We start from the raw sequence: 15,316 nt of genomic DNA, 5'->3' as shown, positions 1-15,316 counted from the left end.
AATCCGCTCAGAGGGTCTCGTCGTCGTAGCCGCCGTAGAAGTGCGCGCCGTCGAACCCGGGCACCGAGTCCTTAAGCGACAGGCCGAGCGAGACGAGCTTGTCGCGCACCTCGTCGACCGACTTCTGACCGAAGTTGCGGATGTTCATCAGCTGCGTCTCCGAAAGGGCGACGAGCTCGGACACCGTATTGATGCCCTCGCGCTTGAGGCAGTTGTACGAACGCACCGACAGATCGAGGTCCTCGATCGGCATCGAGAGCTCGTTGGTGAGCACCTGCTCGACCGGCGCGGGGCCGATCTCGATGCCCTCGGCCTCGACGTTGAGCTCACGGGCGAGCCCGAACAGCTCGGTGAGCGTGCGACCGGCGGAGGCCACAGCGTCGCGCGGGGCGATGGAGGGCTTGCTCTCCACGTCGAGCACGAGCTTGTCGAAGTCGGTGCGCTCGCCGGCACGCGTGGCGTCGACGCGGTAGCTGACCTTCAGGACGGGCGAGTAGATCGAGTCGATCGGGATCTGACCGGCCTCGGCGTACTCGTTGCGGTTCTGCGTCGCCGACACGTAGCCGCGGCCACGCTCGATCGTCAGCTCGAGCTCGAAGCGCGCGCTGTCGTTGAGGGTCGCGATGACCAGCTCGGGGTTGTGCACCTCGACGCCGGCAGGAGCGGAGATGTCGGCAGCGGTGACCTCACCGGCACCCGTCTTGCGCAGGTACGCCGTGATCGGCTCATCGCGCTCGCTCGAGACGACGAGCTGCTTGATGTTGAGGATGATCTCGGTGACATCTTCCTTGACACCCGGAATGGTGCTGAACTCGTGCAGCACGCCGTCGATGCGGATGCTGGTGACGGCTGCGCCGGGGATCGAGGAGAGCAGGCTGCGACGCAGCGCGTTGCCGATCGTGTAGCCGAAGCCGGGCTCCAGCGGCTCGATGACGAAGCGGCTGCGGAACTCGCCGATCTTCTCCTCGGTCAGAGTGGGACGCTGTGCGATGAGCACTATGTGTTCCTTTCAGTCACGTGCCCGCTATATGACACGTGGGTGTTCTGAGATTTTGAGTTGTTCATGGCGGATGCCGGGACGCACCGGAAACGGTGGCCCCGGCATCCGGAAATCAGACGCGGCGACGCTTGGGCGGGCGGCAGCCGTTGTGGGCCTGCGGGGTGACGTCCTGGATGGAGCCCACCTCGAGGCCGGCGGCCTGCAGCGAGCGGATCGCGGTCTCGCGGCCGGAGCCGGGACCCTTCACGAAGACGTCGACCTTCTTGACACCGTGCTCGGCGGCCTGACGGGCGGCCGACTCGGCGGCCATGCCGGCCGCGTACGGGGTCGACTTGCGCGAGCCCTTGAAGCCCACGCCACCCGAGGAGGCCCAGCTGATGACGGCGCCGGACGGGTCGGTGATCGAGACGATCGTGTTGTTGAACGTCGACTTGATGTGGGCGTGGCCCAGCGCGATGTTCTTCTTCTCCTTGCGGCGCGGCTTGCGCGCGGCGGACTTGGCCTGTGCCATGGTGCGTTCTCCCTAAATCCCTGGGGCCGCGCCTTAGCGCGCCTTCTTCTTGCCGGCGACGGTGCGCTTGGGGCCCTTGCGGGTACGCGCGTTCGTCTTCGTGCGCTGACCGCGCACGGGAAGGCCGCGGCGGTGACGCAGACCCTCGTAGGAGCCGATCTCGACCTTGCGGCGGATGTCGGCGGCCACCTCACGGCGGAGGTCACCCTCGACCTTGTAGTCGGCCTCGATGAGGTCGCGGAGTGCGACGAGCTGGTCGTCGGTGAGGTCCTTGACGCGGATCGACTCGTCGATCTGCGTCGCCTTGAGGATCTCGACCGAGCGGGTACGGCCGATGCCGTAGATGTACGTGAGGGCGATCACCACGCGCTTGTCGCGCGGGATGTCAACGCCGGCAAGACGTGCCATGCGGTTCTCCTGGGAGTTGGTGGAGGTATGGAGCAGAATCGGTGCCCGGGCCTCCGACCCGGGGTGTCCCCCCGCCGTGCGACCGGAGCCGCGGCGAGGTTCTGAAGCTGCCTGTATTTGTGAAGTTGTGAGTCCGAGGCCGGATGCCGTGGCATCCGGAGCACATCAGCCCTGGCGCTGCTTGTGACGCGGGTTCGACTTGCAGATGACCATGACGCGACCGTGGCGGCGGATGACCTTGCAGTGGTCGCAGATGGGCTTGACGGAGGGGTTGACCTTCATGATTTCCTGATTCGCTGTCTTCACCGGGCAGACCGAGGTCTGGGGTGTTACTTCTCGACCGGTCTTTAGCGGTAGCGGTAGACGATGCGGCCGCGCGTGAGGTCGTAGGGCGAAAGCTCCACGACGACGCGGTCTTCGGGGATGATGCGGATGTAGTTCTGCCGCATCTTTCCGGAGATCGTGGCGAGAACCTTGTGTCCGTTGCTGAGCTCCACGCGGAACATCGCGTTCGGCAGAGCCTCGGAGATCACACCTTCGATCTCGATGACACCGTCTTTCTTCGCCATACGCTCGCTTACAGTCGTGCAGACCGGTCGATCTGCGGTGGGTGGGATTGTCGGTGCTCCGACACGCCAATGAAGGCGCAAGGCACCAAAGATCCAGTGTACGTGATAGAACGCGGCGCGGCAAACCGCCGGTCGATGCTGATGGGTTACTGCGTCAGCCGGTCGACGATGTCGGCCTGCGGGTCGAAGGTCACAGGCACCAGGGTGTCGTTGACCGCGAGCGTCGGAGTTCCCGTCGCGCCGTCGGGCAGGGTCTGGCTCTTCGCGAAGTCGAGGAACTTGTGATCGAGGATCGCGGACTCGAGGTCGGCGGTGACATCGACCCCGGCATCCTTCGCGATCTGGACGATCTGCTCGTCGGTGAGCCCCGTCGACTGCTCCGCCGGCTGGTTGTCGTACATCGCCACGAGGAACGCGTACGCGTTTTCCGGATCGGCCTCCGCGACGGCGTACATGGCGGAGGCTGCGCGGCTGGAGAACTCGGTGCCCTGCGACAGGCGGTCGAGGATCGCGACGGGGTGCAGTTCGAGTGTGATGCTGCCGTCCTCGACGAGCTGCGTGATCGTCTCACCCTCGGTCTGCTCGAACTGGTTGCAGTAGGGGCACATGAAGTCGACCCACGTCGACACCGTGTCGGGTCCGTCACCGAAGACGATGGCCCCGGTCTCCTGATTGATGCCGCTGGAGTCGGGGGCGAGGCCAGGATCGGTCGCCTTGTTGTTCATCAGCATCACGACGACGACGAGGATCGCGACGACGGCCACGACGGCGACACTCGTCCAAATCGCGAACCAGTTGGTCTTGTTGGTTGCAGCGCCTGCCATGTTCGTGCCTCTCTCCGGTCGGTCTGGGAACCGACCTCTCATTCTGGCATCGACTCCTATGTGCCTGCTGTGCCGGGCCCGTGCAAATCCGCGGGCCGTGCGCCCGTGCGCAGCCCCAGCCCCCGAATCAACAGCCTCCCCGCGAAACAACGGCCTCCCCGCGAAACCACACTCCCGATGCGCGGCGCACGTGTTGATTCGCGCGAACCGTGTCGATTCGGCGCGGTCGCCGCGGGAGCGGAGAGGCGTGACCTCTCACCGGGTCGACCGCGGGTAGACGGAGAATGCCGCAAGCCGTTGCCGGAGAGCGGACGCGTCGCGGATGTCGCGAGCACCCCAGCGCACGATGCGGCGCCCCGAGACTCCGCGGATCCAGTCCTCGCGCTCCTTCTCCGCGAACATCACGTCCTCGAGATCCGCGCGAGACCCGCGCAGATCCGAGTCGGTGTACTTCGCGCGGCCGTCGAACTCACCCCACACGTCGGCATCGTCCAGGCCGAAGTCCACGAAGTAGGAGCCTCCTCGCGGCCCGGCGATCGGCACCTGCAGTCGGGGCTGGGCGAATCCCAACCGGATCAGGTACAGACGACTGATGCTCTCGCCGGGCAGTTGCGCGCGGCCGTCGCCGAGCGGCAGGAGACGCCGCGCCCGGCGAACGCCGCGCGCCCCCGCCTGCAGATGCTCATCGACCTCGCCGGAGAAGTCGTCGGCCGCGGCCTCGTCGTACCGTCGGCCGGAGTCGTCCCAGGCTCTCATCCGCAGCGCCGCGTCCAAGGCGGCGAGCCCCGTCTCCTCCGACGTCGTGCGGAGGAGGTCCGCCACCGTGCGCGCGAGCGATGTGCAGGGCAGCGAATGCACGATGGTGGTGTCGGACGGAGCGACCGCAACGCGATGACGCGACACGAGCGGGTCGCCCCCGCGGACGCGCCCGTTCGTGGCATCCCCGGAGATCTGGACGCGATCCGGCTCCCAGCGAGCGAGGGGAAGCCCCCACAGCACCGCAGCGGAGGCGTGCGAGAAGACGCCCCCGACCGTACCGCGCCCCCCATGGGCGCTTCGCCGGCGATGCGCCGCCAGCACCCGGATCAGCTGGCGCTCCTCCGTCGTCCACTCGCGCCAACTCGCACCGTCGACGTACCACCCACGATCGACCCGCTGCATGCGTCCGTGCTGCACATGGGATGCCAGCATCCTCGCGGTAATGCCTGCTCGCTCCAGCTGCGCAGCGGACCGCAGCCACCGTAGGCCTTCGTCGACATTCATGGGTGCCACGCTGGCCGACGCGGGCCGTTGCATCTCGAGCGATCCGCGACTCCGTGGCATCCCCGTCGGGATCGATCACTGGGGAGGAGGCGAGCCGCCGCGCCGACACCACAACCACCCACCGAAACAACACCACTCGAGCGCGGGAGTCGTGTGGACTCGCGCGAATCGTGTGGAGTCGAGCGAAGTCGCCCGGTGCCTCAGGCGATGGGGGTGGGGGTGATGCCGAAGCGCGCGAGACCGGCAGCGCCACCGTCCGGCGCGGTCAGCACCCAGATGCCGTCGGCGTGCACGGCAACGCTGTGCTCCCAATGACATCCGTCCGAGCCGTCGACCGTCGACACCGTCCAGTCGTCGTCCTCGACGAGCGTCGCCTCGGATCCGGCGACGACCATCGGTTCGATCGCGACGCAGAGGCCCGGTCGGACTGCCGGGCCGAGATCGTCCACACGATAGTTGAAGACGGTCGGGCCCTCGTGCATGCGGCGACCGATACCATGACCGACGTAATCCCGCAGGATGCCATAGCCCTCCCCCGACGACTCGATCGACGTCTGCACCGCGTCGCCGATCTCGCCGACCCGTGCGGCTGACGCGAGCGCCGCGATACCGGCCCACAGCGACGTCTCGGTCACCTGCGACAGTCGCTCGCGTCCGGCGACGAGCTCCGGACGCGACGGATCGGGCACGACGATCGTGATGGCCGAGTCGCCGTTCCAGCCCTTGTACTGCGCGCCGGCATCGATGGACACGATGTCGCCGGGCTCGAGAACGCGCCCGCCCGGTATGCCGTGCACCACCTGCTCGTTCACCGATACGCACGTCGTGTGGCGGTAGCCGCGGACCAGCTGGAAGTTCGACTCCGCGCCGCGTACGCGCACGACCTCGTCCGCCGCCGCGTCGAGCTCGGCCGTCGTCACGCCGGGCGCAACGATCGCACGCACCGCGTCGAGCGCCGCAGCAGTGATGAGTCCGGGCTCGACCATCGACCGCAACTGGGCGGGGGTCTTGTAGAGCGAGCGGCGGAGTCCCACGATCAAGCGGTGATGCCGCGTGCCGCGAGGGCGGCCATGATGCGTTCGGTGATCTCGTCGAGCGACCCGACCCCGTCGACCTCGTCGACGATGCCGCGGCCGCGGTAGACCTCGAGGATCGGCGCGGTCTCGGACTCGTAGATCGACAGGCGCTTCGCGATCGACTCTTCGTTGTCGTCGGCGCGACCCTGTTCGGTGGCGCGCAGCGACAGACGCTGAATGGACTCTTCCCGCGGCACCGACAACTCGATGACGGCCGTGAGGGGCTCGCCGCGGCCGTCGAGGAACGCGTCGAGGTCGCCGACCTGACCGAGGTTCCGCGGGTAGCCGTCGAGCAGGAAGCCACTCGCGGCATCCTGCTGCGACAGTCGGTCGCGCACGATCGCGCTCGTCAGCTCGTCGGGGACCAGGTCGCCGGCGTCGATGATCGCCTTGACCTGCTGGCCGAGCTCGGTCCCGTCCTTGACGTTGGCGCGGAACACATCGCCGGTTGACACTGCCGGTATGCCGAGAGCCTCCGCGATGCGGACGCCCTGCGTCCCCTTCCCGGACCCCTGCGGGCCGATGATGAGAAGCCGAGCCGCGGCGCCGTCCTGAGCCTGTCGAAGGGTCATCGCAGCAGTCCCTCATAGTGGCGCTGCTGCAGCTGCGCGTCGATCTGCTTCACCGTCTCGAGACCCACACCGACGATGATGAGGATCGAGGCGCCGCCGAACGGGAAGTTCTGGTTGGCACCGACGGTCGCGAGGGCAATGAGCGGCAGGAGGGCGATGAGACCCAGGTAGATCGAGCCGGGCAGCGTGATACGCGTGAGCACGTAGTCGAGGTACTCGGCCGTCGGCCGTCCCGCACGGATGCCGGGGATGAATCCGCCGTACTTCTTCATGTTGTCGGCGACCTCGACCGGGTTGAACGTGATCGCGACGTAGAAGTACGTGAATCCGATGATCAGCAGGAAGTAGACGGCCATGTAGATCGGCGAGTCGCCGGTCGTGAAGTACGCCTGGATCCAGGTCACCCACCCGGGGACGTTGCCGTCGGCATCCGGGGTCTGGTTGAACTGTGCGATCAGCGCGGGGATGTACAGCAGCGACGAGGCGAAGATGACGGGCACCACGCCGGCCATGTTCACCTTGATCGGGATGTACGTGTTCGTGCCGCCGAGCGTGCGGCGTCCGACCATGCGCTTGGCGTACTGCACGGGGATGCGGCGCTGCGACTGCTCGACGAAGACGACGAGCGCCACGACCGCGATACCCACCGCGAGGACGAGGAGGAAGACCTCGAAGCCGTTCGTCGCCTGGATCGCCCACAGTGCGGCGGGGAAGGTGGCGGCGATCGACGTGAAGATGAGGATCGACATGCCGTTGCCGACGCCGCGCTCTGTGACGAGCTCGGCGAACCACATGATGAGGCCCGTGCCGGCGGTCATCGTGATGATCATGAGGAGCTGGGCCCACCAGGCTTCCTCGGTGAGCAGCGCCTCACACTCGGGCACCCCCGAGCCGCTCGGGAAGAGCTGGCCCGAACGAGCGACCGTCACGAGCGTGGTGGACTGCAGGAGCGCCAGCGCGATCGTCAGGTATCGCGTGTACTGCGTCAGCTTGCTCTGGCCCGCCTGACCCTCCTTGTAGAGGGTCTCGAAGTGCGGGATGACGACGCGCAGCAGCTGCACGATGATCGTCGCCGTGATGTACGGCATGACGCCGAGCGCGAAGATCGACAACTGCAGCAGCGCACCGCCGGAGAACAGGTTCACGAGCGACAGGAGCCCGTCGGTCGATCCCGTCTGGTCCAGACAGGTCGTCACGTTCGGGTAGTCGACGAACGGCGTCGGCACGTGGGCACCGAGGCGGTAGATGGCGATGATCGCCAGGGTGAAGGCGATCTTCCGCCGAAGATCCGGCGTGCGGAAGACCCGCGCAATGGCGCTGAACAAGAGATTCCTCCAGGTGGACGACGGCGTGTCGGGACACACCGTCAACCAGAGTACGGCAACAGGGGCCGACCCGGCTGATGAGCCGGGGCGGCCCCTGTCACAGGACTACTTGACCGAACCGCCCGCGGCGACGATCTTCTGCTCGGCAGAACCCGAGACCTTGTCGACGGCGACGGTGAGCTTGACCGAGATGTCGCCGGTGCCGAGCACCTTGACCTTCTCGTTCTTGCGCACGGCACCCTTGGCGACCAGGTCGCTCACGGTGACGTCACCACCGCTCGGGTACAGCTCGGCGAGCTTGTCGAGGTTGACCACCTGGTACTCGACGCGGAACGGGTTCTTGAACCCGCGCAGCTTCGGCGTACGCATGTGGAGCGGCATCTGACCACCCTCGAAGCCGACCTTCACCTGGTAACGGGCCTTCGTGCCCTTGGTACCACGGCCGGCCGTCTTACCCTTCGAGCCCTCACCGCGACCCACACGGGTCTTCGCGGTGTTGGAGCCCGGGACGGGACGAAGGTGGTGCACCTTGAGGACGCCCGGACGCGCCGCAGCGGCATCCTTCTCGTCCTTCTTCGGAGCAGCCTTCTTGGCGGGCGCCTTCTTGGGGGCGGCCTCGTCCTTGGCGGCGGCCGCAGCCGGAGCCTTCTTGGCCGGAGCCTTCTTGGCGGGCGCCTTCTTCTCGACGACCTCTTCGGTCGCCTTTTCAGCCTTCTCGGCCATCAGTCGATCTCCTCAACCTTCACGAGGTGTGCGACGGTCTTGACGTACCCGCGCGTCTGCGAGTCGTCGGGACGGACGACGGAGTCGCCGATCCGCTTGAGACCGAGGGAACGCAGCGTGTCACGCTGGTTCTGCTTCTCGCTCACCTTGGACTTGACCTGGGTCACCTTCAGACGGGCAGCCATCAGGCACCAACCTTCTGTGCCTTCGCGGCCTCAGCCTCGGCACGGACGAGGCGGGCGGGCGCGACCTGGTCGAAGTCCAGACCACGGCGCGCGGCGACCGCACGGGGCTCTTCGAGCTGCTTCAGGGCCGCGACGGTCGCGTGCACGATGTTGATCGTGTTCGACGAACCGAGCGACTTCGACAGCACATCGTGGATGCCGGCGCACTCGAGCACGGCACGCACCGGGCCACCGGCGATAACACCGGTACCGGCGGCAGCCGGACGCAGGAGCACCACACCGGCAGCGGCCTCACCCTGCACGGGGTGCGGGAGGGTCGAGCCGACACGGGGAACGCGGAAGAAGTTGCGCTTGGCCTCTTCGACACCCTTGGAGATGGCCAGGGGCACCTCGCGGGCCTTGCCGTAGCCGACCCCGACGAGGCCGTTGCCGTCACCCACGACGACGAGCGCCGTGAAGCTGAAGCGACGACCGCCCTTGACGACCTTCGACACGCGGTTGATCGTCACGACGCGCTCGAGGAACTGGCTCTCGTTGCGGTCGCGCGAGTTGCGGTCACGGTTCGGGTTGCGCTCGCGGCCACCGCGGCGCGGCTCGCGCTCACGCTCGGTGGTCGCCTCGGTCGCAGTCGTGCCCTCGGGCGCGGTCTGCTCGGCAGTGGCTGCCACTTCGGTCTCCTTGATTTCGCTCACAGGTTCAGTCCCCCTTCGCGGGCGCCTTCGGCGATCGCCGCGACACGGCCCGCGTAGCGGTTGCCACCACGGTCGAACACGACATCCTCGATGCCGGCCGCCTTGGCACGCTCGGCGACGAGTTCGCCGACCTTGCGGGCCTTCGCGGTCTTGTCACCCTCGAAGCCGCGCAGGTCGGTCTCGAGCGTGGATGCCGAGGCCACGGTGTGGCCCTTGCTGTCGTCCACGACCTGGACGAAGACGTGGCGGGCAGAGCGGGTGACGACGAGACGCGGACGCGACTCGGTGCCCACGACCTTCTTGCGAAGGCGCTTGTGACGACGCGCGCGGGCGTCGGACTTGGACGTGATAGCCATGGTTACTTACCACTCTTTCCGGCCTTGCGGCGAACGTTCTCGCCGGCGTACCGCACACCCTTGCCCTTGTAGGGCTCGGGCTTGCGGATCTTGCGGATGTTCGCGGCGGCCTCACCGACCGCCTGCTTGTCGATGCCGCTGACGGTGAGCTTGTTGTTGCCCTCGACGGTCAGGGTGATGCCGGCCGGAGCCTCGACGAGAACAGGGTGCGAGAAGCCGAGTGCGAACTCGACCGCCGTGCCCTTCTGCGCGACGCGGTAACCGGTGCCGACGACCTCGAGGCCCTTGGTGTAGCCCTGGGTGACGCCGATGATGTTGTTGTTGATGAGGGTGCGGGTAAGACCGTGGAGCGAACGCGATGCGCGCTCGTCGTCGGGACGCGAGACCAGAACCTGGTTCTCTTCGACCGCAACCTCGATCGGACGCGCGACGGTGAGCTTCAGCTCCCCCTTCGGGCCCTTGACGGCGACATCCTGGCCGGCGACCTCGACGGTCACTCCTGCGGGGATGTCGATGGGAAGACGTCCAATACGCGACATGTCAGATCACCACACGTAGGCGAGGACTTCCCCACCCACGCCCTTCTGCTCGGCCTGGCGGTCCGTGAGGAGACCGGAGGAGGTGGACAGGATCGCGACGCCGAGGCCACCGAGGACCTTGGGGAGCTCGGTCGACTTCGCGTAGACGCGGAGACCGGGCTTCGAGACGCGCTTGATGCCGGCGATCGACCGCTCGCGGTTCGGGCCGTACTTCAGCGTCATGGTGAGGGTCTGTCCGACGCGGGCGTCCGAGACCTCCCAGCCGGCGATGTAGCCCTCCTGCTGGAGGATCTCGGCGATGTGCGTCTTGAGCTTGGAGCTCGGCAGCGCCACGGTGTCGTGGTGCGCGGAGTTCGCGTTGCGCAGACGGGTCAGCATGTCTGCGACCGGGTCTGTCATCGTCATTTCGTGTGTTTCCTTTGTTCAGCGGTTTCGGATGCCGTTACACGACAGCCGACCTTCGTGATGGGTATTACTGGGCGTCGTCCGTCTTGAACGGGAACCCGAGCTGGCGCAGCAGCGAGCGACCCTCGTCATCCGTCTTCGCCGTGGTGACGATCGTGATGTCGAAGCCGCGCACGCGGTCGATCTTGTCCTGGTTGATCTCGTGGAACACGGACTGCTCCTGGAGACCGAACGTGTAGTTGCCGTTGCCGTCGAACTGCTTGGGCGACAGACCGCGGAAGTCGCGGATGCGGGGCAGCGCGAGGTTCACGAGGCGGTCCAGGAACTCCCACGCGCGGTCGCCGCGGAGGGTGACGTGCGCGCCGATGGCCTGGCCCTCGCGCAGCTTGAACTGCGCGATCGACTTGCGGGCCTTGGTGACGAGCGGACGCTGTCCGGTGATCTTGACGAGATCGTCGATCGCGCCCTCGATCACCTTGCTGTCGCGAGCTGCCTCGCCGACACCGGTGTTCACGACGACCTTGACGATCCCGGGGATCTGCATGACGTTCGCGTAACCGAACTCCTCCTGCAGAGCCTTCTTGATCTCGCCCTGGTACTTCTGCTTCAGGCGGGGCTGGATCTTGCCAGCCGCCGCGGCAGTGGTGGTGCTCATATTCAGAGGTCCTTGCCGCTCTTCTTCGCGTAGCGCACGCGGACGGTGCGCTTCACGCCGTCCTTCGTCTGCTCCTCGACACGGTGACCGACACGGGTCGGCTTCTTGGTCGAGGGGTCGACGAGGGCGACGTTGGAGATGTGGATCGGGGCTTCCATCGTCTCGATGCCGCCCGTCTTCGTGCCGCGCTGGGACTGGCCCACACGGTTGTGCTTCGTGACGTAGTTGACGCCCTCGACGATGACGCGGTTCTGCTCGACGAGGATCTCGAGGACCTTGCCCTGCTTGCCGCGGTCGCCGCCCTTGTCCTGCTTCTTGCCGGTGATGACCTGAACGAGGTCACCCTTCTTGAGCTTCGCCATGATCAGATGACCTCCGGGGCCAGCGAGACGATCTTCATGAACTTCTTGTCGCGAAGCTCACGACCGACCGGTCCGAAGATGCGGGTGCCGCGGGGCTCCCCGTCGTTCTTCAGGATGACGGCGGCGTTCTCGTCGAACTTGATGTACGACCCATCGGCACGACGGGTCTGCTTCTTGGTGCGGACGACGACGGCCTTGACCACGTCGCCCTTCTTCACGTTGCCGCCCGGGATCGCGTCCTTGACGGTCGCGACGATGATGTCGCCCAGACCGGCGTAGCGGCGGCTGGAGCCACCGAGCACGCGGATGGTCAGCAGCTCCTTGGCGCCGGTGTTGTCGGCGACCTTGAGGCGGGATTCAGTCTGAATCACTTCTTACTCCTTGGGTTCCAAGAAGGCCGGGGGCCTTACTTGGCCTTCTCGAGGATCTCGACCAGGCGCCAGCGCTTGGTGGCGCTGAGCGGACGGGTCTCGTTGATGAGGACCAGGTCGCCGATGCCGGCGGTGTTCGCCTCGTCGTGCGCCTTGACCTTCGACGTGCGGCGGATGACCTTGCCGTAAAGCGGGTGCTTCACGCGGTCCTCGACCTCGACGACGATGGTCTTGTCCATCTTGTCGCTGACGACGTAGCCGCGGCGCGCCTTGCGGTACCCGCGGGCGTCGGCGTCACGCACGTCGTGCGCTGCCGACTCGTGGCCGGCGACCTGCGTCTCGACGGGCTCGGCCACCGCAGCGGCTGCGGGCTTCTTGGCGGCCGGCTTCTTGGCCGGAGCCTTCTTCTCAGTCTCAGCCATCACTCGGCCTCTTCCTTCGCAGCCTCGTCAGCGGCATCCGCCTTCTTGGCCTTCGTCTTCTTCGCCTTCGTCGCGACCTCGACGGGCGCGGGCGTGGCACGGATGCCGAGCTCGCGCTCACGGATCACGGTGTAGAGCCGCGCGATGTCGCGCTTGACCGCACGGATGCGGCCGTGGCTCTCGAGCTGGCCGGTGGCCGACTGGAAGCGCAGGTTGAACAGCTCTTCCTTGGCCTTGCGCAGCTCCTCGACGAGGCGCTGGTCTTCGAACGTATCGAGCTCGCTCGGAGCGAGCGTCTTGGTGCCGACGGCCATTACGCGTCGCCCTCCTCGCGCTTGATGATGCGTGCCTTGAGAGGCAGCTTGTGGATTGCACGGGTCAGGGCCTCGCGAGCGAGTTCCTCGTTGACGCCGGCGACCTCGAAGAGGACGCGACCCGGCTTGACGTTCGCGACCCACCACTCGGGCGAGCCCTTACCGGAACCCATGCGGGTCTCAGCCGGCTTCTTGGTGAGCGGACGGTCGGGGTAGATGTTGATCCACACCTTTCCACCACGCTTGATGTGACGCGTCATAGCGATACGAGCGGACTCGATCTGACGGTTCGTCACGTAAGCGGGCGTGAGCGCCTGGATGCCGAACTCACCGAACGACACCTTGGTGCCACCGGTGGCCTGGCCCGAGCGACCCGGGTGGTGCTGCTTGCGGTACTTGACCTTGCGGGGAATAAGCATCAGGCAGACGCTCCTTCTGCGACGGGGGCCTCGTTGCGCGGGCCACGGCGACGGTCGCCGCGGTCGTCACGACCGCGGGACTTCGGCGCGTTGGCCTGCTCGCGCGCGAGCTCCTTGTTGGTGAGATCGCCCTTGTAGATCCAGACCTTCACGCCGATGCGGCCGAAGGTGGTCTTGGCCTCGTAGAAGCCGTAGTCGATGTTCGCGCGGAGCGTGTGCAGCGGCACACGACCCTCACGGTAGAACTCCGACCGGCTCATCTCCGCGCCGCCGAGGCGGCCGGAGACCTGGATGCGGATGCCCTTGGCGCCGGCGCGCTGTGCGCCCTGGAGACCCTTGCGCATCGCGCGACGGAAGGCGACACGGGCAGAGAGCTGCTCGGCGATGCCCTGCGCGACGAGCTGAGCGTCGGCCTCGGGGTTCTTGACCTCGAGGATGTTCAGCTGGATCTGCTTGCCGGTGAGCTTCTCGAGGTCGGCGCGGATGCGCTCGGCCTCGGCGCCGCGGCGACCGATCACGATGCCCGGGCGGGCGGTGTGGATGTCGACGCGAACGCGGTCACGCGTGCGCTCGATCTCGATGCCGCTGACGCCGGCGCGGTCGAGCTGCGTCTGCAGAAGCCGGCGGATCTTGATGTCCTCGGCCACGTAGTCGGCGTAACGCTGTCCCGGCTTCGTCGAGTCGGAGAACCAACGCGACACGTGGTCCGTGGTGATGCCGAGGCGGAAGCCGTACGGGTTGACCTTCTGTCCCATTACTTGCTCGCCTTCTTGGTCGTGGTCGCGACCTCAGCGACCTCGGGGGTCGCGAGCTCGACGGTGATGTGGCTCGTGCGCTTCTTGATCTGGAAGGCACGACCCTGGGCGCGGGGCTGGAAACGCTTCAGCGTCGTGCCCTCGTCCACGTACGCGTTCTTCACGTACAGGTCCTGCTCGTCCAGGAACTCGCCGTCCTTGTCCGCCTTCACGCGGGCGTTGGCGACTGCTGCCGCAACGAGCTTGTAGATCGGCTCGCTGGCGCTCTGCGGGGCGAACTTCAGGATGGCGAGTGCCTCCTGAGCCTGCTTGCCCTTGATGAGCGCGACGACACGACGAGCCTTCTGAGGGGTCACGCGGATGTGCTTCACGCGTGCGATGGATTCCACCATGTCTCTCCTCCTCTAGTCCTCTCTGGAACGCCCCCGCGTCAGCGGCGGCGGCCCTTCTTGTCGTCCTTCACGTGGCCGCGGAAGGTGCGGGTGGGCGCGAACTCGCCCAGCTTGTGGCCGACCATGGTCTCGGACACGAACACGGGGATGTGCTTGCGTCCGTCGTGCACGGCGATGGTGTGTCCCAGCATGGCGGGGATGATCATCGAACGGCGCGACCAGGTCTTGATGACGTTCTTGGTACCGGCTTCGTTCTGCGAGACGACCTTGCGAAGCAGGTGCTCGTCGACGAAGGGGCCCTTCTTAAGGCTGCGAGGCATCTTCCTCTACTCCTACTTACGCTTCTTGCCGGCGTTGCGACGACGGACGATGTACTTGTCGCTTTCCTTGTTGGCGTGGCGGGTGCGACCCTCAGCCTGGCCCCAAGGAGAGACGGGGTGACGTCCACCGGACGTCTTGCCCTCACCACCACCGTGCGGGTGGTCGACCGGGTTCATCGCGACACCGCGGACGGTCGGGCGGACGCCCTTCCAGCGCTTGCGGCCGGCCTTGCCCCAGTTGATGTTCGACTGCTCGGCGTTGCCGACCTCGCCGATGGTCGCGCGGCAGCGCGCATCGACGTTGCGGATCTCGCCGGACGGCAGACGCAGCTGGGCGTAGGGGCCGTCCTTCGCGACGAGACGCACCGAGGTGCCCGCGGAGCGGGCGAGCTTGGCGCCGCCGCCGGGGCGGAGCTCGATCGCGTGGATCACGGTACCGGTGGGGATGTTGCGCAGCGGCAGGTTGTTGCCCGGCTTGATGTCCGCGCCGGCACCCGACTCGACGATGTCGCCCTGCTGCAGCTTGTTCGGGGCGAGGATGTAGCGCTTCTCACCGTCGAAGTAGTGCAGGAGCGCGATACGCGCCGTGCGGTTGGGGTCGTACTCGATGTGAGCGACCTTGGCGTTGACGCCGTCCTTGTCGTTGCGACGGAAGTCGATCAGACGGTACTGGCGCTTGTGTCCGCCACCGATGTGACGGGTGGTGATGCGGCCCTGGTTGTTGCGGCCACCGGTCTTCGACAGGGGGCGCAGCAGCGACTTCTCCGGCGTCGAGCGCGTGATCTCGGCGAAGTCAGCCACCGACGAACCGCGACGACCCGGGGTCGTGGGCTTGTACTTGCGAATAGCCATGGTGTG

26 protein-coding genes are annotated in these 15,316 nt (G+C 66.7%); all 26 read right to left on the bottom strand.

The genetic code is table 11. The annotated features are described in order from the left end of the window. Positions 1–7: 7 nt before the first annotated feature. The 26 genes from ACSQ18_RS02325 to rplB all read right to left on the bottom strand — a co-directional run bounded on the left by ACSQ18_RS02325 (position 8) and on the right by rplB (position 15,310). Entirely contained in the window at positions 8–997 is a 990-nt protein-coding gene (locus ACSQ18_RS02325) for a DNA-directed RNA polymerase subunit alpha (protein WP_144807125.1), read from the bottom strand. Between the two features lie 115 nt (positions 998–1,112). After that, entirely contained in the window at positions 1,113–1,511 is a 399-nt protein-coding gene (gene rpsK, locus ACSQ18_RS02320; RefSeq protein ID WP_144807124.1) for a 30S ribosomal protein S11, read from the bottom strand. A gap of 33 nt (positions 1,512–1,544) precedes the next feature. Beyond that, positions 1,545–1,919, bottom strand: a complete 375-nt coding sequence (rpsM, locus tag ACSQ18_RS02315; RefSeq protein WP_144807123.1) for a 30S ribosomal protein S13 — start codon at positions 1,917–1,919, stop codon at positions 1,545–1,547. 165 nt (positions 1,920–2,084) lie between these two features. After that, positions 2,085–2,201: a 50S ribosomal protein L36 gene (gene rpmJ, locus ACSQ18_RS02310; protein ID WP_005050492.1), complete on the bottom strand. Its 117-nt coding sequence runs from the start codon at positions 2,199–2,201 to the stop codon at positions 2,085–2,087. 65 nt (positions 2,202–2,266) lie between these two features. Beyond that, positions 2,267–2,488, bottom strand: a complete 222-nt coding sequence (infA, locus tag ACSQ18_RS02305; RefSeq protein ID WP_017201569.1) for a translation initiation factor IF-1 — start codon at positions 2,486–2,488, stop codon at positions 2,267–2,269. 146 nt (positions 2,489–2,634) lie between these two features. Then, positions 2,635–3,312, bottom strand: a complete 678-nt coding sequence (locus tag ACSQ18_RS02300; protein ID WP_436035428.1) for a DsbA family protein — start codon at positions 3,310–3,312, stop codon at positions 2,635–2,637. A 255-nt stretch (positions 3,313–3,567) separates the two neighbouring features. Then, positions 3,568–4,575 carry a hypothetical protein gene (locus tag ACSQ18_RS02295; RefSeq protein WP_436035426.1) on the bottom strand — a complete coding sequence of 336 codons (1,008 nt, stop codon included), beginning with the start codon at positions 4,573–4,575 and terminating at the stop codon, positions 3,568–3,570. Positions 4,576–4,775: 200 nt separating this feature from the next. Continuing rightward, positions 4,776–5,609 (bottom strand): type I methionyl aminopeptidase, encoded by an 834-nt coding sequence (map, locus tag ACSQ18_RS02290; protein WP_436035424.1) that lies wholly within the window; start codon positions 5,607–5,609, stop codon positions 4,776–4,778. Positions 5,610–5,611: 2 nt separating this feature from the next. After that, a complete protein-coding gene (locus ACSQ18_RS02285; RefSeq protein ID WP_436035422.1) occupies positions 5,612–6,223 on the bottom strand; it encodes an adenylate kinase in 612 nt (203 codons plus the stop codon). Beyond that, complete coding sequence (secY, locus tag ACSQ18_RS02280) at positions 6,220–7,548, bottom strand: preprotein translocase subunit SecY (protein ID WP_144807119.1); 1,329 nt, start codon at positions 7,546–7,548, stop codon at positions 6,220–6,222. The genes ACSQ18_RS02285 and secY overlap by 4 nt, the downstream gene beginning before the upstream one ends. A gap of 105 nt (positions 7,549–7,653) precedes the next feature. Continuing rightward, positions 7,654–8,271: a 50S ribosomal protein L15 gene (gene rplO / locus ACSQ18_RS02275; protein ID WP_144807118.1), complete on the bottom strand. Its 618-nt coding sequence runs from the start codon at positions 8,269–8,271 to the stop codon at positions 7,654–7,656. Next, on the bottom strand, positions 8,271–8,456 hold the full coding sequence (gene rpmD / locus ACSQ18_RS02270; protein ID WP_144807117.1) for a 50S ribosomal protein L30: 186 nt from the start codon (positions 8,454–8,456) through the stop codon (positions 8,271–8,273). Before rpmD ends, rplO begins: the two co-directional genes overlap by 1 nt. Next, positions 8,456–9,148: a 30S ribosomal protein S5 gene (rpsE, locus tag ACSQ18_RS02265; protein ID WP_436035419.1), complete on the bottom strand. Its 693-nt coding sequence runs from the start codon at positions 9,146–9,148 to the stop codon at positions 8,456–8,458. The genes rpmD and rpsE overlap by 1 nt, the downstream gene beginning before the upstream one ends. After that, positions 9,145–9,504, bottom strand: coding sequence for a 50S ribosomal protein L18 (rplR, locus tag ACSQ18_RS02260; protein ID WP_144807115.1), 360 nt, complete (start codon positions 9,502–9,504; stop codon positions 9,145–9,147). The genes rpsE and rplR overlap by 4 nt, the downstream gene beginning before the upstream one ends. Before the next feature lie 2 nt (positions 9,505–9,506). After that, positions 9,507–10,043 carry a 50S ribosomal protein L6 gene (rplF, locus tag ACSQ18_RS02255; protein WP_144807114.1) on the bottom strand — a complete coding sequence of 179 codons (537 nt, stop codon included), beginning with the start codon at positions 10,041–10,043 and terminating at the stop codon, positions 9,507–9,509. A 6-nt stretch (positions 10,044–10,049) separates the two neighbouring features. After that, positions 10,050–10,448: a 30S ribosomal protein S8 gene (gene rpsH, locus ACSQ18_RS02250; RefSeq protein WP_144807113.1), complete on the bottom strand. Its 399-nt coding sequence runs from the start codon at positions 10,446–10,448 to the stop codon at positions 10,050–10,052. Positions 10,449–10,515: 67 nt separating this feature from the next. After that, positions 10,516–11,103, bottom strand: a complete 588-nt coding sequence (gene rplE / locus ACSQ18_RS02245; protein WP_436035417.1) for a 50S ribosomal protein L5 — start codon at positions 11,101–11,103, stop codon at positions 10,516–10,518. 2 nt (positions 11,104–11,105) lie between these two features. Continuing rightward, entirely contained in the window at positions 11,106–11,465 is a 360-nt protein-coding gene (gene rplX, locus ACSQ18_RS02240; protein ID WP_144807111.1) for a 50S ribosomal protein L24, read from the bottom strand. 2 nt (positions 11,466–11,467) lie between these two features. After that, positions 11,468–11,836, bottom strand: a complete 369-nt coding sequence (rplN, locus tag ACSQ18_RS02235; RefSeq protein ID WP_144807110.1) for a 50S ribosomal protein L14 — start codon at positions 11,834–11,836, stop codon at positions 11,468–11,470. A gap of 35 nt (positions 11,837–11,871) precedes the next feature. Further along, positions 11,872–12,138, bottom strand: coding sequence for a 30S ribosomal protein S17 (gene rpsQ / locus ACSQ18_RS02230; protein ID WP_067165812.1), 267 nt, complete (start codon positions 12,136–12,138; stop codon positions 11,872–11,874). 119 nt (positions 12,139–12,257) lie between these two features. Next, positions 12,258–12,572 carry a 50S ribosomal protein L29 gene (gene rpmC / locus ACSQ18_RS02225; protein ID WP_144807109.1) on the bottom strand — a complete coding sequence of 105 codons (315 nt, stop codon included), beginning with the start codon at positions 12,570–12,572 and terminating at the stop codon, positions 12,258–12,260. Beyond that, the gene (gene rplP / locus ACSQ18_RS02220) at positions 12,572–12,991 is read right to left on the bottom strand and encodes a 50S ribosomal protein L16 (protein ID WP_018171451.1); all 420 of its coding nucleotides are present in this window, start codon (positions 12,989–12,991) and stop codon (positions 12,572–12,574) included. Before rplP ends, rpmC begins: the two co-directional genes overlap by 1 nt. Next, positions 12,991–13,746, bottom strand: a complete 756-nt coding sequence (rpsC, locus tag ACSQ18_RS02215; RefSeq protein ID WP_144807108.1) for a 30S ribosomal protein S3 — start codon at positions 13,744–13,746, stop codon at positions 12,991–12,993. Before rpsC ends, rplP begins: the two co-directional genes overlap by 1 nt. Continuing rightward, positions 13,746–14,138, bottom strand: a complete 393-nt coding sequence (rplV, locus tag ACSQ18_RS02210) for a 50S ribosomal protein L22 (protein ID WP_144807107.1) — start codon at positions 14,136–14,138, stop codon at positions 13,746–13,748. Before rplV ends, rpsC begins: the two co-directional genes overlap by 1 nt. A 38-nt stretch (positions 14,139–14,176) precedes the next feature. Further along, positions 14,177–14,458: a 30S ribosomal protein S19 gene (gene rpsS, locus ACSQ18_RS02205; protein ID WP_144807106.1), complete on the bottom strand. Its 282-nt coding sequence runs from the start codon at positions 14,456–14,458 to the stop codon at positions 14,177–14,179. 12 nt (positions 14,459–14,470) lie between these two features. Next, positions 14,471–15,310 carry a 50S ribosomal protein L2 gene (gene rplB, locus ACSQ18_RS02200; protein ID WP_144807105.1) on the bottom strand — a complete coding sequence of 280 codons (840 nt, stop codon included), beginning with the start codon at positions 15,308–15,310 and terminating at the stop codon, positions 14,471–14,473. Positions 15,311–15,316: the final 6 nt, after the last annotated feature.

It is taken from the genome of Microbacterium sp. LjRoot45, from assembly GCF_964253325.1.
Lineage (GTDB): Bacteria > Actinomycetota > Actinomycetes > Actinomycetales > Microbacteriaceae > Microbacterium.
The sequence above is the reverse complement of the archived record's forward strand: the minus strand, read 5'-3'. Positions and strand labels throughout refer to the sequence as shown.